At 59.6% G+C, this 26,254-nt stretch carries 24 protein-coding genes and 1 tRNA gene; 13 read left to right on the plus strand and 12 right to left on the minus strand.

All coding sequences use genetic code 11. From position 1 onward, the window contains the following. Positions 1-510 precede the first annotated feature (510 nt). Positions 511-1,140, plus strand: coding sequence for a MarC family protein (locus VGO04_RS12005; protein WP_327496185.1), 630 nt, complete (start codon positions 511-513; stop codon positions 1,138-1,140). A 96-nt stretch (positions 1,141-1,236) separates the two neighbouring features. Here the strand turns inward: VGO04_RS12005 and VGO04_RS12010 are convergent, their stop codons facing one another. Then, positions 1,237-1,797 (minus strand): single-stranded DNA-binding protein, encoded by a 561-nt coding sequence (locus tag VGO04_RS12010; protein WP_327496186.1) that lies wholly within the window; start codon positions 1,795-1,797, stop codon positions 1,237-1,239. Between the two features lie 279 nt (positions 1,798-2,076). On the opposite strand from VGO04_RS12010, the gene uvrA reads away from it, so the two are divergent. From uvrA to VGO04_RS12035, 5 genes are all read left to right on the plus strand, one after another. Beyond that, positions 2,077-4,998: an excinuclease ABC subunit UvrA gene (gene uvrA / locus VGO04_RS12015; protein WP_327496187.1), complete on the plus strand. Its 2,922-nt coding sequence runs from the start codon at positions 2,077-2,079 to the stop codon at positions 4,996-4,998. Between the two features lie 39 nt (positions 4,999-5,037). Beyond that, positions 5,038-5,493, plus strand: a complete 456-nt coding sequence (locus VGO04_RS12020) for an N-acetyltransferase (RefSeq protein WP_327496188.1) — start codon at positions 5,038-5,040, stop codon at positions 5,491-5,493. A 41-nt stretch (positions 5,494-5,534) separates the two neighbouring features. Beyond that, entirely contained in the window at positions 5,535-6,338 is an 804-nt protein-coding gene (locus VGO04_RS12025; protein WP_327496189.1) for a DUF72 domain-containing protein, read from the plus strand. Positions 6,339-7,117: 779 nt separating this feature from the next. After that, positions 7,118-10,924, plus strand: coding sequence for a vitamin B12-dependent ribonucleotide reductase (locus tag VGO04_RS12030; RefSeq protein WP_327496190.1), 3,807 nt, complete (start codon positions 7,118-7,120; stop codon positions 10,922-10,924). Positions 10,925-11,525: 601 nt separating this feature from the next. Then, the gene (locus tag VGO04_RS12035) at positions 11,526-11,903 is read left to right on the plus strand and encodes a PH domain-containing protein (protein ID WP_327496191.1); all 378 of its coding nucleotides are present in this window, start codon (positions 11,526-11,528) and stop codon (positions 11,901-11,903) included. A gap of 204 nt (positions 11,904-12,107) precedes the next feature. Here VGO04_RS12035 and VGO04_RS12040 read toward each other — a convergent pair whose 3' ends face one another. Further along, positions 12,108-14,456: an ethanolamine ammonia-lyase gene (locus VGO04_RS12040; protein ID WP_327496192.1), complete on the minus strand. Its 2,349-nt coding sequence runs from the start codon at positions 14,454-14,456 to the stop codon at positions 12,108-12,110. 497 nt (positions 14,457-14,953) lie between these two features. Between VGO04_RS12040 and VGO04_RS12045 the strand changes: the two genes are divergently transcribed. After that, positions 14,954-15,029: transfer RNA gene (locus tag VGO04_RS12045), tRNA-Ala, on the plus strand. Positions 15,030-15,149: 120 nt separating this feature from the next. Here the strand turns inward: VGO04_RS12045 and VGO04_RS12050 are convergent. Next, a complete protein-coding gene (locus tag VGO04_RS12050) occupies positions 15,150-15,572 on the minus strand; it encodes a hypothetical protein (protein ID WP_327496193.1) in 423 nt (140 codons plus the stop codon). 532 nt (positions 15,573-16,104) lie between these two features. Here VGO04_RS12050 and VGO04_RS12055 point away from each other — a divergent pair. Beyond that, entirely contained in the window at positions 16,105-16,773 is a 669-nt protein-coding gene (locus VGO04_RS12055) for a hypothetical protein (RefSeq protein WP_327496194.1), read from the plus strand. Here the strand turns inward: VGO04_RS12055 and VGO04_RS12060 are convergent. The 3 genes from VGO04_RS12060 to VGO04_RS12070 are packed head-to-tail and all read right to left on the minus strand — an operon-like array spanning position 16,749 to position 17,511. After that, positions 16,749-17,183 (minus strand): BRO-N domain-containing protein, encoded by a 435-nt coding sequence (locus VGO04_RS12060; protein ID WP_327496195.1) that lies wholly within the window; start codon positions 17,181-17,183, stop codon positions 16,749-16,751. The genes VGO04_RS12055 and VGO04_RS12060 overlap by 25 nt on opposite strands. Next, complete coding sequence (locus VGO04_RS12065) at positions 17,180-17,359, minus strand: hypothetical protein (RefSeq protein ID WP_327496196.1); 180 nt, start codon at positions 17,357-17,359, stop codon at positions 17,180-17,182. The genes VGO04_RS12060 and VGO04_RS12065 overlap by 4 nt, the downstream gene beginning before the upstream one ends. Next, the gene (locus tag VGO04_RS12070) at positions 17,359-17,511 is read right to left on the minus strand and encodes a hypothetical protein (RefSeq protein ID WP_327496197.1); all 153 of its coding nucleotides are present in this window, start codon (positions 17,509-17,511) and stop codon (positions 17,359-17,361) included. Before VGO04_RS12070 ends, VGO04_RS12065 begins: the two co-directional genes overlap by 1 nt. Before the next feature lie 100 nt (positions 17,512-17,611). On the opposite strand from VGO04_RS12070, the gene VGO04_RS12075 reads away from it, so the two are divergent. Both VGO04_RS12075 and VGO04_RS12080 read left to right on the plus strand, forming a co-directional pair. Further along, positions 17,612-18,571, plus strand: a complete 960-nt coding sequence (locus tag VGO04_RS12075) for a hypothetical protein (protein ID WP_327496198.1) — start codon at positions 17,612-17,614, stop codon at positions 18,569-18,571. An 80-nt stretch (positions 18,572-18,651) separates the two neighbouring features. After that, positions 18,652-18,915 carry a hypothetical protein gene (locus VGO04_RS12080; RefSeq protein ID WP_327496199.1) on the plus strand — a complete coding sequence of 88 codons (264 nt, stop codon included), beginning with the start codon at positions 18,652-18,654 and terminating at the stop codon, positions 18,913-18,915. Between the two features lie 918 nt (positions 18,916-19,833). Here the strand turns inward: VGO04_RS12080 and VGO04_RS12085 are convergent. Next, entirely contained in the window at positions 19,834-20,118 is a 285-nt protein-coding gene (locus VGO04_RS12085; RefSeq protein WP_327496200.1) for a hypothetical protein, read from the minus strand. Between the two features lie 551 nt (positions 20,119-20,669). Next, on the minus strand, positions 20,670-20,930 hold the full coding sequence (locus VGO04_RS12090) for a hypothetical protein (RefSeq protein ID WP_327496201.1): 261 nt from the start codon (positions 20,928-20,930) through the stop codon (positions 20,670-20,672). A gap of 73 nt (positions 20,931-21,003) precedes the next feature. Here VGO04_RS12090 and VGO04_RS32950 point away from each other — a divergent pair, with 73 nt between their 5' ends. Further along, on the plus strand, positions 21,004-21,210 hold the full coding sequence (locus VGO04_RS32950) for a Rap1a/Tai family immunity protein (protein WP_414650536.1): 207 nt from the start codon (positions 21,004-21,006) through the stop codon (positions 21,208-21,210). Here the strand turns inward: VGO04_RS32950 and VGO04_RS12095 are convergent. The 3 genes from VGO04_RS12095 to VGO04_RS12105 form a co-directional block, all read right to left on the minus strand. After that, positions 21,207-22,607, minus strand: a complete 1,401-nt coding sequence (locus VGO04_RS12095; RefSeq protein ID WP_327496202.1) for a DUF6538 domain-containing protein — start codon at positions 22,605-22,607, stop codon at positions 21,207-21,209. The two genes, VGO04_RS32950 and VGO04_RS12095, sit on opposite strands and share 4 nt — an antisense overlap. Positions 22,608-22,852: 245 nt before the next feature. After that, positions 22,853-23,455, minus strand: a complete 603-nt coding sequence (locus tag VGO04_RS12100; RefSeq protein ID WP_327496203.1) for a hypothetical protein — start codon at positions 23,453-23,455, stop codon at positions 22,853-22,855. A 113-nt stretch (positions 23,456-23,568) separates the two neighbouring features. Then, positions 23,569-24,282 carry a hypothetical protein gene (locus tag VGO04_RS12105; protein ID WP_327496204.1) on the minus strand — a complete coding sequence of 238 codons (714 nt, stop codon included), beginning with the start codon at positions 24,280-24,282 and terminating at the stop codon, positions 23,569-23,571. A 164-nt stretch (positions 24,283-24,446) separates the two neighbouring features. Here VGO04_RS12105 and VGO04_RS12110 point away from each other — a divergent pair, with 164 nt between their 5' ends. Next, positions 24,447-24,743 carry a hypothetical protein gene (locus VGO04_RS12110; RefSeq protein WP_327496205.1) on the plus strand — a complete coding sequence of 99 codons (297 nt, stop codon included), beginning with the start codon at positions 24,447-24,449 and terminating at the stop codon, positions 24,741-24,743. Positions 24,744-24,991: 248 nt separating this feature from the next. Next, positions 24,992-25,714, plus strand: coding sequence for a transcriptional repressor LexA (gene lexA, locus VGO04_RS12115; RefSeq protein WP_327496206.1), 723 nt, complete (start codon positions 24,992-24,994; stop codon positions 25,712-25,714). A gap of 78 nt (positions 25,715-25,792) precedes the next feature. Here the strand turns inward: lexA and VGO04_RS12120 are convergent, their stop codons facing one another. Then, complete coding sequence (locus VGO04_RS12120) at positions 25,793-26,125, minus strand: hypothetical protein (protein WP_327496207.1); 333 nt, start codon at positions 26,123-26,125, stop codon at positions 25,793-25,795. Between the last annotated feature and the right edge of the window lie 129 nt (positions 26,126-26,254).

Consider the following 26,254-nt stretch of genomic DNA (forward strand, 5'->3'; position numbering starts at 1 on the left):
ATAGGACCGCTGCATTTCCTCGATGATGGAAATCGGCTCGATGCCTGGCGGAGTTTTTCCGCCGCCGGGGGTGCTTTGCTCAGTCAATGGTGATCACGATCTTTGTTCAGAATCAGTCGGATATTTATAGCGGATTGCCACGGGAAGCGCCAATTTCCGGCCCTTCGCACCATGTGCCCGCAAACCTGTGAAGATGCCTCTGTAACACGTTGATTCGCTGCATGATTCGCTCGAAAGTCCTGCCCCGGACCCGGTGCGCCATGCAGCAGTTGTGAACAGTCTTTTGCCGTCGGAGCAGGCTTTTCTAGGGCATCGCGCCGCAAATCGGAAGCCCCGCGGCTGCAATCCCCCTTCCGCCACTGAAATGAGGCCTCACCCGCCCACAGACATTGCTCATTAAGTCATTGCTGAGACTTTGTTTGCCGCCCTCTTTCCAACCCCTTGCCGCTTGCCTAACAATGCGCCTCTGTCACCGGGAAAACCCGGGGCGAAATCCGGAAGGGGAAACGGATGTTCAATGTCGACCTCCTGGTCAATGCGCTCACCACGCTTCTCGTCACGCTCGATCCGCCGGGCCTCGCGCCGATCTTCCTGAGCCTGACGGTCGGCCTCAGCCGACAGGAGCGCTTTCAGGTGGCCACACGCGGCTCGCTGATCGCCTTCTTCATTCTCGCGGCCTTCGCCCTCTTCGGCAACAGCATCCTCGGCCTGCTCGGCATCTCGATCGGCGCCTTCCGTATCGCCGGTGGCCTGCTGCTGTTCTGGATCGCCTTCGAGATGATTTTCGAGAAGCGGCAGGAGCGCAAGGAAAAGACCGGCGAGAATGCGACGGTCAAGGACCACATTCACAACATCGCGGTATTTCCGCTGGCCCTGCCTCTCATTGCCGGGCCCGGCGCAATCTCGGCGACGATCCTGCTTGCCGGCTCGTTCCCAACACCCATCGAGCGCACGCAGCTCCTGATCGTCATCGCGCTGTCGATGCTCAGCCTGTTTCTGGCGCTGGTCATCGCCGAGCGCGTCGATCGCTTTCTCGGCGTCACCGGCCGCGCCATCCTCACCCGCCTGCTCGGGGTCATCCTAGCGGCGCTGGCGGTGCAGTTCGTCGTCGATGGCGTGAAATCGGCAATGGCACTCTAGTCCGCCTGTCCGTCTTTACGGGCGGCAAACAGTAGACAACAAAAAACGCCGTGTCCTTCGACACGGCGTTTCGTTGTCTGCGTGATCGCTTTGCGATCAGAACGGAATGTCGTCATCCATGTCGCGCGAGAAGCCACCGCCTTGGCCGCCCTGACCACCCTGGCCACCGCCCGAGCGTCCGCCGCCGGAGGACTGGCGCGGCTGCTGGTCGTAGTCGTCGTAACCACCGCCACCGTAGTTGCCGCCGCCGCCGAAGTCGCTCGAACCGCCGCCGCCACCGCCACGGCTGACGCCGCCGCCTTCGCCACGACCGTCAAGCATTGTCAGCGTCGAATTGAAGCCCTGCAGCACGACTTCCGTCGAGTAACGGTCATTGCCGTTCTGGTCCTGCCACTTGCGGGTCTGCAGCGCGCCCTCGATGTAGAGCTTGGCGCCCTTCTTGACGTACTGCTCGACGACCTTGCAGAGGCCTTCGTTGAACACCACCACTTGGTGCCACTCCGTCTTTTCCTTGCGCTCGCCGCTGTTGCGGTCGCGCCAGGTTTCAGAGGTGGCGATGCGCAGGTTGGCAATCGGCCGGCCATCCTGCGTGCGCCGGATTTCCGGGTCAGCCCCGACGTTTCCGATCAAGATTACCTTGTTGACGCTTCCAGCCATGTTGCTTTTCCCGTGGTTTCACCGGGCCATGGGCCCGGCTTGGAATTTCAAGAGCGCGCATCTTAGCGGCCGGATGCCGCCGATACGCCCCGCCTCGCACATAATCCACAACAGTTTTGGTCGTATTATGGATGATTTGTTCTTTATTTGTTCTAGTATTTGGCTATGATCCTGTCAACCGACTCGAATTGGCCGCCTGTTTTGCCGATTGCGCCTCGACATGGGCGTTGGCGTCATTACATAGGGGGCTTTCAACCGACATGCAAAAGCTGGCTTCCGATGAGTGAACTCAAGACCATCTCCATTCGTGGTGCGCGCGAGCACAATCTGAAAGGCATCGACCTCGATCTGCCGCGCAACAAGCTGATTGTGATGACCGGACTATCCGGCTCCGGCAAGTCGTCGCTTGCCTTCGATACGATCTATGCCGAGGGCCAGCGCCGTTACGTCGAAAGCCTGTCGGCCTATGCGCGCCAGTTCCTCGAGATGATGCAGAAGCCGGACGTCGACCAAATCGACGGTCTGTCACCGGCGATCTCGATCGAGCAGAAGACGACCTCGCGCAACCCGCGTTCGACCGTCGGGACCGTCACCGAGATCTACGACTATATGCGCCTGCTGTTTGCGCGTGTCGGCGTACCCTATTCGCCGGCAACCGGCCTGCCGATCGAAAGCCAGACCGTCAGCCAGATGGTCGACCGGGTTCTCGATTTCGGCGAAGGCACGCGTCTCTATATCCTTGCGCCGCTGGTTCGCGGTCGCAAGGGCGAGTACAAGAAGGAACTCGCCGAACTGATGAAAAAGGGCTTTCAGCGCGTCAAGGTCGACGGCACCTTCTACGAGATCGCCGAGGTTCCCGCACTCGACAAGAAGTACAAGCACGACATCGATGTGGTGGTCGACCGCGTCGTCGTCCGGCCCGATCTTGCCTCGCGCCTGGCCGACAGTCTTGAAACCTGCCTGACGCTGGCCGATGGTCTCGCCGTCGCGGAGTTTGCCGACAAGCCGTTGCCGCTTGAGGAAACGGCTGCCGGCGGTTCGGCCAACAAGTCGCTCAACGAAACCCACGAGCGCGTGCTGTTTTCGGAAAAATTCGCCTGCCCGGTCTCCGGCTTTACGATCTCGGAGATCGAGCCGCGTCTGTTCTCCTTCAACAATCCCTTCGGCGCCTGCCCGACCTGCGATGGTCTCGGCAGCCAGCAGAAGATCGACACGGCGCTGATCGTTCCGGAGGAACACCGGACGCTGCGAGACGGCGCGATTGCGCCCTGGGCCAAATCCTCCTCGCCCTACTACAACCAGACGCTCGAAGCGCTCGGCAAGGTCTTCGGCTTCAAGCTTGGCAACCGCTGGGACGAACTGTCCTCCGCCGCACAGAACGCGATCCTGCACGGAACCGAGGAAAAGATCGTCTTCCACTACGAGGACGGAGCCCGCTCCTACAACACCACCAAGAATTTCGAGGGCATCGTGCCCAACCTCGAGCGCCGCTGGAAGGAAACCGACAGCGCCTGGGCGCGCGAGGAGATCGAGCGCTTCATGTCGGCAGCTCCCTGCCCGGCCTGCGCCGGTTTCCGACTGAAGCCTGAAGCGCTCGCGGTCAAGATCGACACGCTGCACATCGGCCAGATCACCGAGATGTCGATCCGCGTTGCACGCGACTGGTTCGAGGCGCTGCCGGCGCGGCTCAACACCAAGCAGAACGAAATCGCGGTGCGCATCCTCAAGGAAATCCGCGACCGCCTGCGCTTCCTCAACGACGTCGGCCTTGAATATCTGAGCCTGTCGCGCAACTCCGGCACGCTGTCGGGCGGCGAAAGCCAGCGTATTCGTCTCGCGTCGCAGATCGGCTCGGGCCTGACCGGGGTCCTCTACGTGCTCGACGAGCCGTCGATCGGCCTGCACCAGCGTGACAACGCTCGCCTGCTCGAAACGCTCCGTCATCTGCGCGACATCGGCAACACCGTGATCGTCGTCGAACACGACGAGGACGCGATCCTGACGGCTGACTATGTTGTCGATATCGGCCCTGCCGCCGGCATCCATGGCGGCGAGGTCATTGCGCAAGGCTCGCCGGCCGACGTCATGGCCAATCCGAAGTCGCTGACGGGCAAGTATCTCTCCGGCGAACTTTCGGTCGCGGTACCGGGCGAGCGCCGCAAGCCGAAGAAGAAAAAGGAAATCACCGTTGTCGGCGCACGCGCCAACAACCTGAAGAATGTCACTGCCTCGATCCCGCTCGGCGTCTTCACCGCCGTTACCGGCGTGTCGGGCGGCGGCAAGTCGACCTTCCTGATCGAGACGCTCTACAAGGCCGCCGCCCGCCGCATCATGGGCGCGCGCGAAAACCCGGCTGAACATGACCGCATCGACGGCTTCGAGCATATCGACAAGGTCATCGACATCGACCAGTCGCCGATCGGCCGCACGCCGCGATCAAACCCGGCCACCTATACCGGTGCCTTCACCCCGATCCGCGACTGGTTCGCCGGTCTGCCGGAGGCAAAGGCGCGCGGCTACCAGCCGGGCCGCTTCTCCTTCAACGTCAAGGGCGGCCGCTGCGAGGCCTGCCAGGGCGACGGCGTCATCAAGATCGAGATGCACTTCCTGCCGGATGTTTACGTCACCTGCGACGTCTGCCACGGCAAGCGTTACAACCGCGAAACGCTCGACGTGCACTTCAAGGGCAAGTCGATCGCCGACGTGCTCGACATGACCGTCGAGGAAGGTGTCGAGTTCTTTGCCGCAGTCCCCTCGGTGCGCGACAAGCTCGTCACTCTCAACCAGGTCGGTCTCGGCTACATCAAGGTTGGGCAGCAGGCCAACACGCTCTCGGGCGGCGAAGCCCAGCGCGTCAAGCTCGCCAAGGAACTGTCGAAGCGCTCGACCGGACGCACGCTCTACATCCTCGACGAGCCGACAACCGGCTTGCATTTCCACGACGTAGCCAAGCTACTTGAAGTCCTGCATGAGCTCGTCAACCAGGGCAATTCCGTCGTCGTCATCGAGCATAACCTCGAAGTCATCAAGACCGCCGACTGGGTCATCGACTTCGGCCCGGAAGGCGGCGACGGCGGCGGCGAAGTTATCGCCAAGGGTACGCCGGAAGAGGTGGTGAAGGAGAAGCGTTCCTACACGGGCCAGTTCCTGAAGGAGCTGCTCGAGCGCCGACCGATGAAAAAGGTCGAGGCGGCGGAGTAAACGCCTGGACTGGCCAGCGACCAGAAGGAGTTCCCCGGCATGTTGCGGCTTGCTCATCTGGAGGACCTGGCCGCCGTGCAAGGCGTGACGGCGGCGGCCTACGAGCCCTATCGGGCGCTGCTCGGTGGGCCACCGCTACCGGTGACCGAAGACTACGCGCCGCGCATCCAACGCGGCGAGGTCTGGGTGTGGGAGCAGAAAGCTGCAATTTCGGCGCTGGCGGTCTTCGAACGGCACGCCGACCACCTGATGATCTTCAGTCTTGCCGTTGCGCCGGCCTGCCAGGGCCAAGGGCTTGGCATCCAACTGCTGAAGTTCGCGGATGAAAAGGCAGCCGAATGGGGCTTGCCGGAGGTGCGGCTCTATACCAATTCACGCATGGAGCGAAACATTGCGCTCTATTGCGCCTATGGATTTCAAGAAACGGGTCGCCGACCCAATCCCTATCGTCCAGGATGGACACTCGTGGACATGGCGAAAACGATCAAAGACTGAACGAAAGCGGCCATATGCTGGCTGCTGTTGAGGAGGATGGCATGGCAAATTCCGGGAAGATCCGCGTGGGCATCGGCGGCTGGACGTTCGAGCCGTGGGAGGGCACCTTCTATCCCGAGACGCTCGCGAAGAAGCGGCAACTCGAATTTGCCGGCAAGGAGCTGCGGGCGATCGAGGTGAACGGCACCTACTATTCGTCGCAGAAGCCGGCGACCTTCGCCAAGTGGGCGTCAGAGGTGCCGGAGGATTTCATCTTCTCGCTGAAGGCCAGCCGCTTCGTCACCAACCGCAAGGTTCTCGCGGAAGCCGGTGAATCCATGGAGCGATTCCTGACGCAAGGGTTGACCGAGCTCGGCCCTCATCTCGGGCCCATCCTCTGGCAGTTCGCGCCAACGAAGAAGTTCGAGCCCGAGGATTTCGAGAGCTTCCTGAAGCTGCTTCCCGAAAAGCAGGACGGGCTGCCCCTTCGCCATGTGGTCGAGGTGCGCAATCCGACGTTCCAGGCGCCGGACTTCGTGACGCTCCTTGAGAAGTACAAGGTCGGGGTCGTGCTCGCCGAACACGCGGATTACCCGATGATTGCCGATGTCACCGCCGATTTCGTCTATCTGCGCCTGCAGAAGGGCAGCGACGCGATCGAAACCTGCTACGCCCCCGACAAGCTCGATTTGTGGGCCGAGCGCGCCAAGGTGTTTGCGGCCGGCGGTGAGCCGGACGGTCTTGAAAAGAGCGCGCCCGACCGCAAGGCCGCCAAGCAGGCACGCGACGTGTTCGCCTTCTTCATCACCGAGGGCAAGGTCAACGCCCCCAATGGCGCCCGCGAACTGCAAAAGCGGGTCGATTGATTGTGACGGGATCGGCCGCGCGTTCCGCGGCCGTTCCCGTTTATGGCAAGGAACCGGCCATGCCGCTCATTCTGGCGACGCCGATGGGGCCGCCGGGGTCGAGCTGGGTGGCGACACCGGCTGGCAGGCCCATAGCGCGAGCCAAAATGGCGACGTTTAGGGCCTTCTAAAACGAATCACCGCGCCACCCCATATCGCTTTCCCTTACGCAACCGAGCTTGCCGTTACGGTTGGTTTTTATGCTGGTTTTTACCCGTCAAAATTTTGATCCGGCGCCAACCGTTGCGGCAGCCTCACAGGCAACCTTCGGAAGTGCCTGATTTTCATGGTATTGGCCGATGTCCCCGTTTTCCACAGCCGACCCACACAACATCTAGCGCTCAAACTTCCGTCATAAACCACCCCTTGACGCCCCCCGACGATTCACGGTTAATGGATTTCACGTTGCGACGGCGGCGGACCGGATTGTTTAGAGCCCGGTTCATCTCACCAAATCGGCGGTCCTGAAAGGCGGCAAGTCATGGTTTTCACCATGCGGTCGCCGTGAGGATTTCTGTGCGGTTTTTGGGGGCTGCCGGGGCAATATTTGGCTGGCATAAAGATGCTGTTAACACTATATTTAGTGCTTGCAGCCAGCCTATCTCACAAGATACAGGGTCACCCAGCAATGGGTTTCTCTCAAAGCACGGAAGCTGAGACTGGCTGCGGGATACCCTCGCGGCCGGGCGGGGATAACTGCGCCTGTGGCGGGCGCGCGGCAACACGAAGGACCAGGGACAATGAAGATCGAACGTCGTTTCACAAAGGCCGGGCAATCCGCCTATGCGGAGATCGAATTCCGCAAGGCTACGAGTGAAATCAAGAACCCCGATGGTTCGATCGTCTTCCGTCTTGCCGACATCGACGTCCCGGCTCAGTTCAGCCAGGTCGCTGCCGACATTCTCGCCCAGAAGTATTTCCGCAAGGCCGGCGTTCCCGCCAAGATGAAGCGGTTCGAGGAGAATGACGTCCCCTCCTTCCTCTGGCGTTCGGTTCCCGATCAGGACGCGCTGAAGGCGCTGCCGAAGGAAGAGCAGTACGGTTCCGAAACCGATGCCCGTCAGGTTTTCGATCGCCTGGCCGGCACCTGGGCCTATTGGGGCTGGAAGGGCGGCTATTTCGACACCGAGGAAGACGCCTCCGCCTTCCAGGACGAGCTTGCCTACATGCTCGCCACCCAGCGCGTCGCGCCGAACTCGCCCCAATGGTTCAACACCGGTCTGCACTGGGCCTATGGCATCGACGGTCCCGGCCAGGGCCACTTCTATGTCGACCCCTTCACGGGCAAGCTGACCAAGTCCAAGTCGGCTTACGAGCATCCGCAGCCGCATGCCTGCTTCATCCAGTCGGTCGCTGACGATCTCGTCAACGAAGGCGGCATCATGGATCTCTGGGTGCGTGAAGCGCGCCTGTTCAAGTACGGCTCGGGCACCGGCTCCAACTTCTCGCACCTGCGCAGCGAAGGCGAAAAGCTCTCGGGCGGCGGCAAGTCCTCCGGTCTGATGTCGTTCCTGAAGATCGGCGACCGCGCTGCCGGCGCGATCAAGTCGGGTGGCACCACCCGCCGCGCCGCCAAGATGGTGGTCGTCGACATCGACCATCCGGATATCGAGGAATACATCAACTGGAAGGTCAAGGAAGAGCAGAAGGTTGCAGCCCTCGTCACCGGCTCCAAGGTTGTCGCCAAGCACCTGAAGGCGATCATGAAGGCCTGCGTCAACTGCGACGGCACGGACGATGCCTGCTACGACCCGAAGCAGAACCCGGCGCTGAAGCGCGAGATCCGCGCTGCCAAGCAGGCGCTGGTTCCGGAAAACTACGTCCAGCGCGTCATCCAGTTCGCCAAGCAGGGCTACAAGGACCTCGAGTTCAAGACCTACGACACCGACTGGGATTCGGAAGCTTACCTGACGGTTTCGGGTCAGAACTCCAACAACTCGGTCTCGATCAAGGACGACTTCCTGCGCGCCGTCGAAGCCGATGGCGATTGGCACCTGACCGCCCGCAAGGACGGCCGCGTGATGAAGACGCTCAAAGCCCGCGACCTCTGGGAATCGATCTCCTACGCCGCATGGGCGTCTGCCGACCCGGGCCTGCACTTCAACACGACGATGAACGACTGGCACACGAGCCCTGCCGCCGGCCCGATCCGCGCGTCGAACCCGTGCTCGGAGTATATGTTCCTCGACGACACCGCCTGCAACCTCGCCTCGCTGAACCTTATGATGTTCAAGGATGCGGCGACCAAGCGCATCAACATCGCCGACTACGAGCACGCCGTCCGTCTGTGGACCATCGTCCTCGAAGTATCCGTCATGATGGCGCAGTTCCCGTCCCGCGAGATTGCAGAACTCTCCTACGAATACCGCACGCTCGGTCTCGGCTACGCCAACATCGGCGGCCTCTTGATGTCGTCCGGCATTCCCTATGACTCGACCGAAGGCCGTGCAATTGCCGGCGCGCTGACGGCGATCATGACCGGTGTCTCCTACGCCACGTCTGCCGAAATGGCTGAGAAGCTGGGCCCGTTCCCGGGCTTCGCGCCCAACCGTGACAACATGCTGCGCGTTATCCGCAACCACCGCCGCGCCGCCTATGGCGAGACGACCGGTTACGAGGCGCTGTCGGTCAACCCGGTCGCCCTCATCCATGCCGACAACCCGGACCAGGACCTCGTCATCCACGCCATGAGCGCCTGGGACAAGGCGCTGGAACTCGGCGAGAAGCACGGCTACCGCAACGCCCAGGCAACGGTTATCGCGCCGACCGGCACGATCGGCCTCGTCATGGACTGCGACACGACCGGCATCGAGCCCGACTTCGCACTGGTGAAGTTCAAGAAGCTCGCCGGCGGCGGCTACTTCAAGATCATCAACCGCGCCGTACCGGAAGCGCTGCGTTCGCTCGGCTACAGCGAAAGCCAGATCGCCGAGATCGAGGCTTACGCGGTTGGCCACGGCAACCTGAACCAGGCGCCGGCGATCAACCCGTCGACGCTGAAGGCCAAGGGCTTCACCGACGAGAAGGTGGAAGCGGTCAACGCTGCGCTGAAGAGCGCCTTCGACATCAAGTTCGTCTTCAACCAGTGGACGCTCGGCGCCGACTTCCTCAAGGGCACGCTGAAGGTCACCGACGAGCAGCTCGGCGCGATGGACTTCAACCTGCTTGAGCACATGGGCTTCTCGAAGAAGGACATCGAAGCGGCCAACATCCACGTCTGCGGCGCGATGACGCTCGAGGGCGCACCGTTCCTCAAGAACGAGCACCTGCCGGTCTTCGATTGCGCCAACCCCTGCGGCAAGATCGGCAAGCGTTACCTCTCAGTCGAAAGCCACATCCGCATGATGGCCGCGGCCCAGCCGTTCATCTCGGGCGCGATCTCCAAGACGATCAACATGCCGAACGAGGCGACCGTCGAGGACTGCAAGAACGCCTACATGCTGTCGTGGAAGCTGGCACTGAAGGCCAACGCGCTCTACCGCGACGGCTCCAAGCTGTCGCAGCCGCTGAACGCCTCGCTGATCGAGGACGACAAGGACGAGGATGCGCTGGAGGATCTGATCCAGGCGCCCGCCGCCGCTCAGGCCGTGACGATCACCGAGAAGATCGTCGAGCGCGTCATCGAGAAGGTGATCCGCGCCCGCGAAAAGCTGCCGAACCGCCGCCAGGGCTACACCCAGAAGGCTGTCGTCGGCGGTCACAAGGTGTACCTGCGCACCGGCGAATTCGGTGATGGCCGCCTCGGCGAAATCTTCATCGACATGCACAAGGAAGGTGCCGCCTTCCGTGCGATGATGAACAACTTCGCCATCGCCATCTCGCTCGGCCTGCAATATGGCGTGCCGCTCGAAGAATATGTGGAGGCCTTCACCTTCACCAAGTTCGAGCCGGCCGGCATGGTCCAGGGCAACGATGCGATCAAGAACGCGACGTCGATCCTCGACTACGTCTTCCGCGAACTCGCTGTGTCATACCTTGGTCGCCACGACCTTGCCCATGTCGACACGTCGGATTTCAGCAACACCGCGCTCGGCAAGGGTATCCAGGAAGGCAAGACCAACCTGATCTCGACCGGCTGGACCCGCGGCTACAAGCCGACCATCGTCGGTGGTACCGGTGACCGCACGGGCAGCGAGCCGAAGGGCTCGGCAACGACAGCCCCTGCCCGCGCCTCGTCCGGTGCAACCGTAACGGCGATTGCCGGCAACACGGTACGCAAGATCGAGACGACGACGGCCATCGCAACCTCCGAAATCGTCGCCTTCAAGCGCGACTACGAAGAGCGCGCCGCCGAACTTGCCGAAGAGATCGCCGAGGAAACGGCAGAGGCGGTCACGGAAGTGACGGCTCTGTTCTCCGACAAGGCGGCCGCCGAAGCCGCGTCGGCGAAGACCGACGCCAAGAAGGTGGAAGCGGAACGCCGTGCCCGCTCGATCATGCAGGGCTACACGGGCAACATGTGCACCGAGTGCCAGAACTTCACGATGGTGCGCAACGGCACCTGCGAGAAGTGCGACACCTGCGGCGCGACCAGCGGCTGCAGCTAAGTCTTGACGACACCGCCGCCGATGATGGCAGCCAGGCGATTTCGTTAGAAAAGCCTGGTTGTCCCGGACAAGACGTTTGCCCAGGGGCGTTGAGCCGTGCCCCTGGGCTTTTTCATGCGCGCAATCGGCGCGTCCATTGGTGCCTGTGTGGCCAACGTCGCCATTGTGGAAGCCGAGTGCCACACCCGCTCGATCATGCAGGGCCACACCGGCAACATGTGCACGGGCGCCAGACCTTCACGGCGGTTCGCAATCGGCGCCTGCGAAAAACGCGACATTTGCGTCGCGACCAGCGGCTGCAGCTAAGGGATAGAAAACCGGGGGTAGTATTGGCGGTCCGCCGCTCCATCACTCTGATTTCAAGGAGTGACATCGTCATGTTGCAACAAAGGGTCTCCAGCACTTCAACCGGCGCCCGCATGTCCGACGACCGGGAGGCTACTTTTCTATACGCTCAATCATTGGGGCGGCTTCTGAGAAATAAAGACGCCAATGCAACCTTGTGTAGGTCAATGCGGTTGCTAAATACTGTCTTGTACGATCAGCAGAACAAGGTGTCGCAAAGCACTTCGCGCGCGACGCATTAAGTGGGAGAGTGTGAATGGGTTTGTTGGATGGGCTCCTTGGCCATGGCTCGACCGTGGATCCTGCGGACCTGAATAGGCGGCTCGATGGTGTGCTTATTGAAGGAGAGCAGGCACAGCTGGCCTTCAAGGTTATCCGAGACTTCTTCGTCTTTACCCAGTACCGAGTGATCCTCGTGGATGTTCAGGGAATGACTGGAAGCAAGGTCGACTACGTGTCCATTCCCTATAGGGCGATAACCCGGTTCAGTGTCGAGACCGCGGGCACGTTCGATATGGATTCGGAGCTGAAGATCTGGGTTTCCGGCTCCAGTGCCCCGATCGGCAAGACGTTGAAAAAGGGGACGGACGTCCGAGGAATTCAACGAGCCCTCGCGACTGCGGTGCTGCGGTAGCCCGGCCGCCTCACGGGGACTGAGTCGGCGTACCGCGAACACCTCAAACGCGGAATCCCTATCTGGAGCTTCGGTGCGGTTCTCCTAAAAGCCGAGGCCGCAGAAGAAGGAGCGCGGCGCATTCCCGGGTACCCGCCCTGGAAATGCCATTCACCGAGTTGCTTCCCTGAAAGCCCCGGGTTGCGCTCCCTGCCGCATTCGCCATCATCCGTAACGCCGGCTGCCGTTCACGTCCTTGCCGATGATTTCCCGGATGATCGTCAATGTTTCCTTGGCCGCCTCCTTGGGGGCGAGCGCTGTATCGGCGACGTTGCTGACCAGTTTCGTCATGTCGTGGTCGATATCCTTCTCCGCCCAGCGCTTGCCCTTGGCGACGGTGATATAGACCGAGTAGGCGTGGTGCATGGTTCCCGGCCGCTCGCCGATGATGTGGAGAATACCGCGGAAACTGTTGGGATCGGCATTTGCAAACAGCATCTCCCCGATCCGGTAGCCAGCCCGCACCCTGCCGCCGGTGACCAGGATGTCCTTCTCGCTCACCGTGACGCCGGCATCTCCGAGCAACCTGCGCATCTCTTCGAGATAGGGCGCCAGGTGCCCGTCATCCATGATCGCCTTGGCGTTCAGGCCATCCGAAATGACGATCTGACCTTTGGGCATATCGTCTTTCCAGGACGCCCTTAACCGTTCAATCTCGTGGACGGAGTCCGGGCTCAGCGCTTCCCCGGTGGTCGGGTGCGCGATGTAGTCGTTGCGATCCTTCGACAGGGTTCGGACCGAGACGACGTTGGGTACGGCCGCAATAAACTCGGGTGTAAGTTCGGCCCACAGCGATTGTTTGGCGTCGTCGTAGAGACCTTTCACTTTCGTCGCGAGCGCAGGGTTGAGATCCCAAATGTTCTCCCCGTGCCCTGTTACCAGGTCGACGCCTCGTGCTTCGACCTGCGCCATCATTTGCCGGCCCTCTGCGTAGACCGCCTCCCTTGCCCGCTTGTCACCCTTGGCGAGACGGTACTGGTAGTAGACCCAGAGGGGATCGCCATAGTTTGACGTGTAGGTGTCGTCGTTGGCGACGATCCCGATGCGCTTGTAGAAATCCCACATGGCGTCGTTGACCTTGAAGCCAAATTTGTCCCTCACGCGCACATGGTCCTGAAACGCGGTCGTGAGGTAACTCAACATCGGGTCGTTCTTGGTGGGGAGCGCAATCAGATAGGCCGGATTGGCCGGCATGATCTGGTCCTGGCACCAATCGAGGTCGTCGAGGCTGACGGTCATGTGCAGGGTGGTGCATATGTCGAGGCCGATGGTCAGCCCGTGCAGCTTGCCCATCACCATGTCTTCGAGACAGCAGCGCACCAGTTGCTCACGGCTCTTGAACACCTCCGGACCGATGAAGCCGGCTACGTCGTTGACATGGAGCCATGCGCCCTCGGGCTGCACCTTCGCAAGCTCCATGCCGACAGCCCGGCTGAATCCGTATTTTCGCGACTCGAGCACCATCATGTCGACGCCATTGGCCACGCCGTTGGTGAACTCCGAGCCCTGCCCGGTTTCGAAGTAGAGCCCATACCTTTGTCCCGCCTTCGCGTGGGCGTACTTCAGGATCTTCTCGTTCGTGATGTCGAAGATCTTGTTGCAGTCATCCGTCCCGGCAAGGCTCTGGAATACCGTGGCGACAGTGCCCGGATAGCCTTCGTCGACCTCTGCCTGAACGTCGATGTGGGCAAGCACACACCATGGAATGACATCGCCGAGCTTGAACGTGTCCACGACGTCCTTGAGCGCGCGCTCGACGGTGACGACACTGGCGACCGTACTGTCTACCGGGTTCGTGCCGATGACGATGTCGCCCGTGGCATAGGAAAACGCATCGAACACCTGCCACATGATGTCGTCGGGGTGATCGGTTGGCGAATTCGGCTGTATCCGTGCCCCCATGTACCCCTTGGCGCCCAGCTTGGTGCCGGGCATGACATTGAAAATCTTCTGGCTGACGGCGATCAGCTCATCGTTGCTCATCAGTTTTGGCACGCAGCCGATGGTATCGCTGGTCAGGCCATTCATGACGCCCTTGATCTCATCTTCCGATCCGCTCAGAAGAAATTCCTTCAACTGGCCCATGGTCCAGTCCTTGACCTTCTCATGCTGGGCTTCGTCCGTGGTTTGCCAGATCAGTCGCTGCAGATCGTCTTCAAGCAAGGGGTGACGGTAAAGGTCGCCGATCTTCGTGTTTGCCAGAAGCGCCCGAGCATGGCTCCGCGAGCTCTCGTCCCCCGCCCCTACGCCGATGGCCTGGTCGCCCTCCTTGAACGCGTTCGCACAGCCCAGCACCTGCCGATAGGTCGTCTGATCAAAACCGCCCTTGACCCGATTGACGTAGGCGAAGACATCCTCACCCTGCTTCACCCCGTCAATCACCAGGGCGTCCTGAGGCGCGGCGCGTGCAAGGTGGCTCGACGTGGCGAGTGTGGCGGCGGCAGTGCCTGCTACCAACAGCAGGTCTCTCCTCGACAGTCCATCATGCTGGTTCGAAAACAGGCCTTTGCTCATTGCCATTTCCTTTCTGCAAAAGGTCTATCGGCATTTCGCTTAGCGGTGTCGGTAAGGCATGTCACAGCGCCTGCCTGTGTAACGGCGCATGGAAAATCGCGTCGATCGCAACGAGCAATCGGCAAATGGAGCGGCGCAGTAACTATCGTGGTCTGATGGCGATCTGCCCGTCGATCCTGCCCGCTTCGATGCCCTGCACGACGTCGCAAGACCGCAGCGCGTTCGTCAGCTGCCCCTCATGACTGTCAGCCTAAACCTGCAAGCACGGTTCGACAATGGATCGCGCTTCAAGGTGCAACCCAGGGCCACACGCAGCGACTGAGGGCGCTTGCTCTCCTTGGCAGGCGCAAAGGTTTTTTAAGGGGAAGACCTGCGCTTAAGTCGCTGCACTGCGAACGGTCGTCCCTTGCATGGAATGCGATCTGTTTGAACGCCGCAATCTTGCGTCAGCGGCACGCCTTGACGATCTGCCGAACCTGACGTTTCATTGACCGCAAGGGGCCGTAGCTCAGTTGGGAGAGCGCCGCAATCGCACTGCGGAGGTCGAGGGTTCGACTCCCTTCGGCTCCACCACCGTTTCTTTCGTGTCTAATTTGATAGCAAATTCAGCGTCTTGTTGTGAGTGCCTGAAACGTGAGTACCCAAGAAAGTACCCACGGTGAGTACCCAAGAGCGCGGACGGTACCATCCTCGTTAGATGTCGTCGTGCCGTTTCCGCTTTGGCTGGAAGTAATGGTCGATGATCGCAGAGGTGTTTGTAGCGTCCGAGTGACCGCCGCGCACCGCATCCGTCAGAAGAACAGCAACGGGCAGCGCCGGGACGATCTCCAAACCCAACCGCCGCAGGGCTGTCGGTGCCGGAACCACATAGACCCGGTTCACGCTCTTCTCTGTGGCATCCAAGAGGCGCTCCTGTTCCTTCATCATTGCGTCCAGAGGCTCTTCCATGTCGCCGATGATCTCAGGCTCCCAACGTGAGGTGAAGCTGAAGACCGTATCGTAGCCAGCCGGGACAGGCGCATCCTGCCACTCGCTCCAGTCCGCAGCCTTGGCAAGCTCTTGGCTCCATGGGCGCGTCCTGTCGGTCATGACGAGGTGTAGTTCGTGCGGGTTCATTCTAATGTTCTCCATTGCAAATCACTGGGTGTCTAAACCCGGACGTGCATCTATGGAGCGCCTGAGCCGCCGTCAATCCATGAGATAGTAAATTATTCAATTAAATCATTGCGTTAGTGAAATCATCCCGCCAGTGCAACTATCTCAACAACGTCTGAAAGAACCGCAACGCCCTGCTGCGCAGGAGACAGCAGAAGGGACTGCTCATCGTTAGGGTGCGAATAGTTGCACCAGCGGGAACAATTCTATGCGTTGGAAAAAGATGGGGAGGGCTCTGGGTAGCCCGAGAGATTTCCTTGACGATTTCCGAGGCGTACCAGCCCATCATGAAGGCCGGGAGCCAGGACGAAATTCTGGGGGAATGCTGGTTGATGATCACGGGACCGCAGCAGCAAGAGCTGCGCCGAGGTTGCTCATATCGATCTCAAGTTCGACTTGACGTTGAAAGTCTGTGGTGTGAATTGTCATCTCCTAAACTTGGAGCCATTGCCGTTATGGTGCGGTTCAATCTTGGAAGGGAAGTGAGCCACGCATGGAATACGTTCAGAAACTGATTCAGAATCCCTTCGTTTCTCTTGTTTTCGCTCTGGTGATAAGCTTCGGATTTGCAAAATACTCGTACAAGATCAACTACTTTACTAAGGCAAGATACAAGAAGTACCTGATCAGAAAGATCGTACGCACGAAGTTTGTTCTCTTCGGAAGAAGGGATGCTTTCATTGTAGCTGTATTGCTTAGGGCGGCGTTGATCACATCGTCGGCAGCGTTGTTAGCTACGCTCATGACGTGCTTCTATTTGTCAACGCTGCACCAGTCGTCGTTCCAAAGCGAGGGCGCGGCTAAGGTTGCGCGTTGGGGGCTAATGGCCCTCGTTGCGGCGGGCGCCTTCCTACACTTCGGCGGCATAGTCGGCCTCATGAGAGAGCTACAAGTCCTGCTGAATCCAACCCACGCGCTTTATAAGCTGAGACGAGAGATAAAGTCGTCTGACAAACGAGAGTTACTGGCGGACAGTGAAGTCGCACATTTCGACAGACTTCTTGATCTCATGGAAGCCGATCTTCCCAAACTAAGCCGTATGAGCATAGTTCCGGGGGCGGAACCGGATGAAGCCACACTTCCACCTATCCCAGAGGGGGAAAGCGTGGCCACCGTGCCCCGAAGCTCGGCCGAGGATCAGGTCGTGTCCAAGCTATCGTAGGAAACCTCCATGGCCTTGAACACCAGCTCGTCCTCGGTCATCGCCCCGGAGACGACATGTTCTTCGCCGTGGATGTAGCCGCCGTCCTTGCGGATCGCGGGGAGGACCACCTTGGTCACCCAGTTCTGGAAGTCCTTGGCCTCGCGCTTGTCAGACCGCATGATCAGCTTGAAGAGGCCGCTTTCGGAGACAAACTTCGAGCCGGTCCCACGGTTACCACTGATCCGGTGAGTGGTAACTTCGTCAGCGTCGAGGGTCCTCAGGGCGTTGTAGACGTTCACGCTTCCGTCCGACTTAACCGAGTAGCCGATGGACAGGCAGACATCAGCCGCCACGAACCACGGCTCGCCCCCGATCTTCGCCGTGCGGACTTCGTGATCCTTGAACATGAAGAGGGTTGTTTCAGTCATTGGTGCTCCAGTGGTCGTTCGTGTCGTTCGCCGCCGATGGCAATGGCGAGGGTCCGAGCTGCGGATGCAGCCCGGGGCGTGTCGACAATGATTTCGAAGAGAAGTTGCTTGGTGTCGCGATAGGACAGACCGGCACGGTTCGCGAGGATGTGAATGCCGGTCCTGTTCTCGGCCATCAGTTCGTCGGGACGGCTGCGGTCGGGTTCGGCGTCGGAACCGGAACCGTGGCCGGAACCTGCGGCAGCACCTCTTCCTTCTTCTCGGTGATGTCCTCGACGATGTCAGAGGCGAACCAGCCCATCATGAAGGCCGGGAGGAACGACGACATCCCTCCCCGGACCGGACTGCTACTGGACCATAGACCGTTCCCTCAGCAGTCTTTAAGTTGCATCGTGCAGCCGCGCTATATCGTTAAAGAGTGATCAAATATGCTGACTGAGAACGAGGAAGAACGCGAAACCGTATCCAGCTATTTCCTTGGACAAGCGCCTGACCTCGAAATCACGTTCATGCAAAAGCTCTACTCTGAGCATGTCCTGAACCACGTTCACGATGTCTGGGATGTACACACCAACAAGGACAGGTGGTGGGTGATAACGAACCCCACGAACCTTTACTCGCAGGAGCAGTTTCCCAACCTCGATTACGCATTGACCTTTCATATCGGCTTATGTCTGAGGATACCGAGAACCCTGAAGCAACGCCGTCAGGATAGACGGGTTCTCCCGTTTGGCGCTGTCTTCAAAGAGCTTGAAGCAGCAACTTTGGCACTGTCTCAGGCCACAAATGTATCCGGCTATCAATCCGTCGGGATGCGCAGCCGCGAAACTCTGCTCTCGTTTATTGCTATAGCTCAGGATTGGTTCGAGCCTGAGGACGGCGCCGAGACGCCAAAGAGGGCCGATTTCAAAGGGTGGTCGGAACTTATCTTCGATACTCTTCTACCGGGGAGAGATCAAAAGGATCGTCGCCGCCTTTTCAAAACCTTGTCTAAGGAGGCTTGGGATTTCGCGGCGTGGCTCACCCACGCAAAGTCTGCGACTTGGCGGGACGCTGAAGCCTGTCTCTCGACAACAGAACACGTCATAGGTTTGGCGAGTTCATTGTTGATCTTGTGGATGAGGGAAGTCCCAGAGGCTTGTCCAGATTGTGCCTCCCCCAATCTCGAACCCGAAGAAGGTCGAAATCTTGAGACACCGGAAGTGGTTTGGGAGCGACCAACCTGCGCTGACTGTGGTTGGACGGGGAAGGCTGTACCGATAGATGAAGAGGAGCCAAGTGAACAACTGCGGGAGATCATCCAAAGCTACAGCGCGATTGAGCAAGGAGACGAATGCATCATCCCCACGGTGCCGCTCAGGAGCCTAACAAGACCCGGCGATAACTGAGTGGAAAATGACACCGATGCAGACGCCAAGGGACAAAACAAGCTGATCCAGCGGCTGTGGCCCCGGGCCGGGAGGCCAGCGTGTTACTGCCGGTCCGCGCCAAGGAAGCGCTTCAAGATCTTCTGATGTCCTGTGCCCTCCGAAAGGTGCTAACCCCTCTGGAAAGCGCCTTCCGCGTCAGGATATGGGCGATATTCCTGGCCCCGCACCCAATAGACCGTCAGGCCACTTTCGACGTGACGGCGCTGACACTTTATATGGAGAAGGGTCACTTCATCGCCTCTCAGGGGGCAAACCTCGTTGCCGGTGTTCACACCCACGGCAAACATCATAATTCTATGTGATCTTACGGCGAAATTCGGGATCCGGCCCTCGCCACGCTGAGGGATGAAGATCATTGCGCGTCCGGTGCGAGCCATCCGCCCTAATCATCGTAGCTATTGCTGGGAAAGCAACGTGCGTCGGAAAGCGTTGACAGGCTTCCCTCAGGACCTCATACGCCCAAGCATCCCATTCAACGTTTCCATCCGCTGATCTCACGTTGTCGAGACATCTTATGGCATACTGTTGCAACCAGACACTGTCGGGGCCCATGCAAGACAGGCCGTCTATTTCGCGGCTCTCATCCACGGGCAGTTCGTGGAGTGTAAGAGTACAGACCTCTCCGGAACCCTCCGCGTACCAGCTGATTAGCCTCTGAGGCTGCTGGACGCCCAATTCCTTTTGTTTCGCCAGATTTTCCGCGAATAGCTGGGGAGCGATAGATCGTGCCGCTGCTAAGTAATCTGAGCCGTTCTGCCGCGCAGTCACCATCTGCTTCGCGAACTCGGTACGGTCGATATTTTGGCCACCGACAGCAAACGCCGAGCCATCGAAGGGTGAGTGTAATTTTACAATGGGACCGAGGTTTTTCTGGAGGATAAAGTCCCAGCGACAGCTATCCGCCGCAAGAAAGATGAAGGCAGAGGAACGATAACTTAAGATGACGGTCATGCGGGGGGCCCAATTTTCGCTCGAATTTATGACAGACCCAGCGGCGACCGCAAGGGAGCGTCAAACGCTCTCACGCCGATTGCCACGCATTGACGCAACCTCTCAAACGGACCGGCAGCCGGGTGCCTGAACGCACAGCCTGTAATGAGCATATGCCAGTGGCTGGAGCGACAGGAGACGTTGCCGTAGGCGGCAATGAGGCGGCACCTGAGTCTCCCGGCACCAATGTAGCCCCAAGCCGCTAACCCATCTGAGATGCCCCTACCGCATCAGGGAATGGGCGATGCTTCAGCCCAAGTCTTCAACGCTCGATCTCTCTGGAAGACGGGGATGTGTCCGTCCCTGACGAGGGCCTTGCGGATGACGTGGACCTTCCCGCTCGGGTCGTGCCCAAGGTCAACGAGCTTCCGGCACAGCGGGGAGATCGGCCCCTTGGTGGTTCTGCGGTTCCGGTTGGAGGTGAGATCGACCGTGAGGCCGCTTTCGACATGACGGGCGACAAACGAGCCGATCAGTTCAATTGTGTGCATGGCGGTGATGACCGCAGGGATCAATTCAGGATACCTTTCCTGTTGGTGATGTTGATATGGGGGCGCACTCGACATCGCCCCGAGACCGGCATTCTTTGTGATGCGGTAGAGCCGATTTACGAGCGCTGTGGGTTTGGCTGGGCGTTGACACCAGAGACGAACCGGAGCGCGTCGATGGTCACTACCGACGCCAGTGGCTGGAAGCATTGTCGGAGGCTGTCACAGATCGCCCTGGGCAAAGACGAAAGCGTAACTCCGGGTGTCCTCAGGCCGACTACTGGTCAGGAGGGGATCGCTGATCCTCCTCATTACGGATCAGACCTCGGTGTGGACGGTGGAAGGCTCTCGCGTGGATGCCACGATGGACCACCTGCGAGAGGGAGCCTCAGGACAGCCCAAGGCAATGACGCAGGTGTGGACCGTGGTTCACTGCGGTGGGGCTCTGGTCAGGGGAAGGAGTGGTGATGACACCCTCCTCGGTATCAAGGGAACCGTAGTCAGGGACCCTCAGGCCACCAAGGCTCTAACCTAAGTGTATAACTATAGATGAACCCCCGGCGTACCTACTGTTGTCCCTATTGCCCGGAGCGGTGCCAGCCACTGGCGTTGCGGTACGCCTCTCGCCGCTCGTCGAACTTTGCCCCGTTGATCTCGACAAGCTCCATCCGGTCGGCATCAGGTGGCATGTTTGATCGGGCGATCCGCTTGGCTCGGCACAATCGTTTTGAACGGAAGATGGACTGACGACCATCGCTCAGGGTCTCGTCTCCGTCGAAGTACGTCACCGCGAAGTAGCGGACTGGTCGGTATTGCTTGATCTTGTTGGTCGGTGTCATGGCGGCGGTTTCTTTCGGCGAGGTCGATGGGATGGAAGGCGGTGCGACATCAAAATGTGGCACAGATGACCCAATGGCCCTCGCTTTCGTGACGGGCGCAAAGGACACAGCAGCCCTTACTGCGCCAGAACCGGGATATTTCTGCATCCCAAAAGGCGTCACCAATGGCCAAATCAAAGACGTCGTCTGCAACTGGCTCGGGAGCAACCCAGCGGAACGGCACAAGCCCGCCGCCTATTTGACGATCACGGCGCTTCGGCAAACCTGGGCTTGCGATTAGGCGGCGGCAGTCTCCGCGTAGTTGGTCAAATCCGGCAGCTTCACGGCCTCGACACACTGACGGGCCTGTTCCAATAGCGGTCCAGCGGAATAGACGCCCAATGTGATACCGTTTCGCTTATGGCCGATGACAGCGGCGATGATGCTTTCTGGCTGTCCCGCCTGTTCTGCCTTAGTCGCGAACCATCGGCGAAACGAGTGGAAGTTGACGAGGCTCCGGCGCTTCCCTTCCCGCTGATCGTCTACGCCAACGTCTCGCCTGTAGTCGGTGAATTGGTTCGATGTCTTGAATGAGCGCTCCCGGAGTGAGCTGGATTTCTTCGGCCCGGGCCACTCGGGAAAGATGTCGTCCTTGTCTTCCTTGCCCTCAGACCTCCTCGCAACGATCTCTGCCAGATCAGGATGGATTGGACAAAGGCGTGACCCCGGTTCCTTCTTCTGGGGCTTGAAGGTGAAGCTGTCATTCTGGCAGTCTTTCACCTTGAGGCAAACGATGGCATCCAGTCGCGCTCCTGTAAGCGCGCCAATTCGCATAACGTCGTGCATGGCTTGGGGCGCGGGTCCCAAGAGCAGCTTCCGCATCTCCTCGTCCGTGAACGGGCGTTCCTTGTCGTCGGTCGTCTGTAACGGCATCTTAAATCGACGGCCTCGCCATATGTTGGCGTCGACCTCATGTCGCCCTTCCAGCCAGCCCCAGTAGACGGAGAGGCGACCAATGTACTTGTTCAGGGTCGCAGGGTGCGACTTGCCAACGAGGCCGGGAAGATCGTCACAGAACCGGACAGCCTCCCGTTTCGTGATGGCCTGAAGGTATGACGGCACACTATTCGCCTCGCACCAATCCTTCAGATACTTGATGGCCCGTTTGTCGTCGGCGGCTGTTCGGGCTTTCACCTGAGACGCAGACATGTACTTCGTATGGTGGAAATCGATCGGCGTCCTCTTTCCCTTCGCCACGACGAGGAACTCCATCGCGAGGGCGTCACGCTCCGGCTCGTAGATGGGGGTGCCATGGTCCCCGGTCTCTACTGGATCGCCAGCCAGAACCTCGGCATAGTCCTCAATCGCGTCATCCACCCGTTCGCGCTGCTCGGTACCGAAAGCTACCAGTCTTTGCAGAGAGAGTCGCCGCGCCTCCTCCATGGCTTTCACCCGGGCGCTGGCAAGAGCTGCTTCCTTCGAGACATTCAGACGCCTCGCTTGATCGATGGTCGCTCTAAACTCTGCCACAACGTCCCACTTCAGGCGGTTGGCCTCGCTGAGGCTATCCGTCCCCAAAGACCGCTTCAGTTTCGTCCCGAGCTTTCCCTGGAGTTGCCTCGGCACGTTGAAGACCACCCGCCACTTGCTGCCGTGTACTTCGAGATATCTGGTATCGGCTGACGATGGGGCTGGCATGAAATCCTCGGTGAGTACCCAAAAAAGTACCCAGACTTAGTCCCAAAGACTGTTGAAATTCAACAACAATTTGAAAAGAAACGAGAAAAGAGGTGGAAAGGTTGCCCTCCCTTCGGCTCCACCATTCGCGCAAATGCCGCCAGATCCATCGCAGGACCAGACACCGCCTACCCCGCAAGTTCAGCGGATCGAGCTGATCGCGTACCGCGAGATAGGACCGGAGGTCGCGCCCGACCGGACGCCGGTCAAAGGCTGAACGGATCGCGGGACGAGCGCTTTTCACTTGGTGCGCCGAAGGGGTCGCTCTTCTTTTCTTTCGACTTGCGCCCCTCGTCAGCGATGATCTCGTCAACGGCGCTTTGGCACTTCATCAGTTCTTCGGCCGCAGGGCCGGTGCCACGCAAGCTCAGATGCGCGATAACTCGATCTTCGAAGGCGATTGCAAGCGAGCGCTTGCGCACGAAGCCGGACAGGAATTCAGCGTCGGTGATGTTCACAAACAGGAATTTTCCATTCTCGTTGCCAGCGGCGGTGGCCTCGGCGCTCCAGGGATCGCTCTTGTCGAACCGGAACGTCAGGTCATAGTCCTTACCGGCCTCCAGAGACTTCCAGTCGTCACTCGCAAAACTCATGTAGAGCGGCGCCTCCGACCCCTTGGGGTAGAACCCCAGTCGCAGGCTGACCCCGCCTTCAAAAGACGACGTGATAAAACAGGAGCCCTCCATCGATCGATCGGAGGCCACGCTCCATTCACCGACGTCCTTCCACTTGATGATCTCGGACTCTTCGGCCACGGCAGGCGCCGCAGCCATCAGACAGACCGCCAATCCCATCAACAACTTATGCATGTCCGCCCCCGATTGCCCGTCCGATGAAGTCGCACGCACCCTTCCAGCGTGCAATCTTCTTCCATCACCAGTTTAGGAATATTCTCACAACAGTCCAGCCGCAAGCGTCCGTCTCACATTGCAAAGGGGTCCTTCGACGATTTCGTGTCGCCTCCCCCGGCAAAGGGATCCTTGCTCGGCGTGTTGTCTCCGGTGCCGGCAAAAGGATCGGCCGGTTGCCCACCGTTCGGAATGAGCGCATTCACCGCCTCCTGGCACTTGAACATCTCGCTGACAGCCTTCATCGAATCACGAAGACTGAGGCTGGTGATCACCCGCCCCTCGAACGACAGCGCCAAGGTGTTCCGGCGCACGAACTCGGTAAAGAATTCCGTGTTGGAGAAATTGACGACGAGCGCCCTTTGACCGGTCAATTCGAGACCGAAGGCGACGGTCGGCCACTGCCGGCCGCGATCGAGCTGCAGCACGACCTCATACTCTCTTTGCGGTTCGATCGATTTCCAATCGGCGCTGCCGACGGAAAGAAACGCGAGATTCGCCGAGCCCCTCGGATAGAACCCAATTCGCAGGATCGCACCGGCATCATAACCTGTCGCGGCGTAGCAGGAGCCTCCAAGGGACGGATCCGATCCGATGGTCCAGGCGTTCACCCGTTTCCAAATGTTCGACCGCCCCTCTTCAGCGGATGCAGCACCCGTCGTAACCAGCAGACCAAGAAGAACAAGCGACAATCTATACATGTAGGCACCCCATTTTCCCTGCAAAGTATAGGATTCGCGTGCCCTGTCGAGACGGCAACCGAGATGCACGACTGGCAATTGCACCATGCGCGCCGATGCCGCTTCACGGCCATTGTGGCCCCGGGGTCACGGCGCCACCGCAAAGAGCTGTTGAACACGCTGGTGTGACCGGCATGCTTGCTGGACTTCGGAACGAAAGCACGGTTCACATCGTTAACCGTCGTCGATCCCCCACCAATTGGACTGTTCACGTGCTAGCCGCTCTGCTTATCGCTTCGATCGTAGCCTCACCGAACATGCCGGGTATCAAGCTCAGCGCCGCTACGGTGGACGAATTGCAGACAGATTTCGAATCGGCCGTGCCCTGTCACCAGATCGACGGGCGCAACGTCTGGAAAGGCGCGCTTGCCTATTACATCCAGTCCTTCATCTATGAGGGCGACAAGCCAGTGGCGACCGACGCGGCCGATGCCGTGCTGCCCGAAGACAACAGCGCCGAGACGGTCAAGGAATTCGAAGACGCCTGCTCAGGCAGTCAGCCGGTCTGAGCCCACGTGATTCGCGGGACGCGAATCACGGACCTGCAGCGCCGTTTCCCGCGGAACAGCGGTCGCCAACCTAATCCCTCGTCCATCCCAAAACAGGCAAAACGCTCACTTCTTAGCCATTTCGGCTGCCACCGGCACCGATCGGCGCTCCAGCCGCCGCCATTCACGGAATTTTAGGCACTTGCAGAACACATATGGAACAGATAGTGTCTGTTCTTGATTTGTTTCATGCCTCTCTGGAGCGTGCCATGCTGACCCGCAAGCAACAGGAATTGCTTCTGTTCATTCACGAACGAATGAAGGAATCGGGCGTACCGCCATCCTTCGACGAAATGAAGGATGCACTCGACCTTGCATCGAAGTCCGGTATCCACCGGTTGATCACGGCGCTCGAAGAACGCGGCTTCATTCGACGCCTTCCAAACCGGGCACGCGCGCTCGAAGTCATCAAGCTTCCTGAGGCCTATGCTTCCAGCCAACAGCAGCCGCGTCGCGGTTTCTCGCCAAGCGTGATCGAGGGCAGCCTCGGCAAGCCGCCTGCAGCACCCCCTGCCCCGCCGAAGCCGGCGCCTGTCGCCGACAATACTTCGGTCTCCGTGCCGGTCATGGGCCGGATCGCCGCCGGCGTGCCGATCTCAGCGATCCAGAACAACACCCATGACATTACCGTGCCGGTCGACATGATCGGCAACGGCGAGCATTACGCGCTTGAAGTCAAAGGCGATTCGATGATCGAGGCCGGCATTTTCGACGGCGACACGGTGATCATCCGCAATGCGACGACGGCCAACCCCGGCGATATTATCGTTGCGCTCGTCGATGACGAGGAAGCCACACTGAAGCGCTTTCGTCGCAAGGGCGCATCGATTGCGCTTGAGGCGGCCAACCCGGCCTACGAGACGCGGATATTCGGACCCGATCGCGTGAAGATCCAGGGCAAGCTTGTCGGGTTGATCCGGCGCTACCATTAAGCCCACCAATTTCGAGTGCTAAAAAAACCTCGCTGCAAGGATGCAGCGAGGTTTTCTTTTGGCCGGGCCATACGGGCCTTACTCGTGGATCGTGTATTCGCCGAGCTCGCACAGATCCTGCGTATCCTCGGTCGTGTCGAGGCCCGAGCCTTCCTCGAACTCGAAGCGCATGTCGTATTTGCAGACGTCACGGCCGTCGGCGATCGTGATTTCCATGTTTTCGCCGGGGTTCAGAACCTGGCGACCGAAGACATCGTCTTCCCATTCATTGACGCCCACCGGGGACGTGTAGAAGTTCGTGAGAACCGCACCTGTGTTGTTCTTCAACTTGAAGACCAGGTCTTCCGCGCGCGCTTCCAAGGTGGTCGTGGCGAAGCATGCCAGGGCCATCAGGACAAGTTTCGTCTTCATATATGCCATTGCCTCCGTTTTTGATGTGGACGGACGCTACCGGTGCGGCTGATATCAGCGGAGTCATCGTTCCCCCTCTACCGATTCACCGAGCGATAATATCCGACCGGAACATTGCAGGCCTGGCTT

Origin of the sequence: Ensifer sp., assembly GCF_035999185.1 — a bacterium.
Taxonomy (GTDB): Bacteria; Pseudomonadota; Alphaproteobacteria; order Rhizobiales; family Rhizobiaceae; genus Ensifer.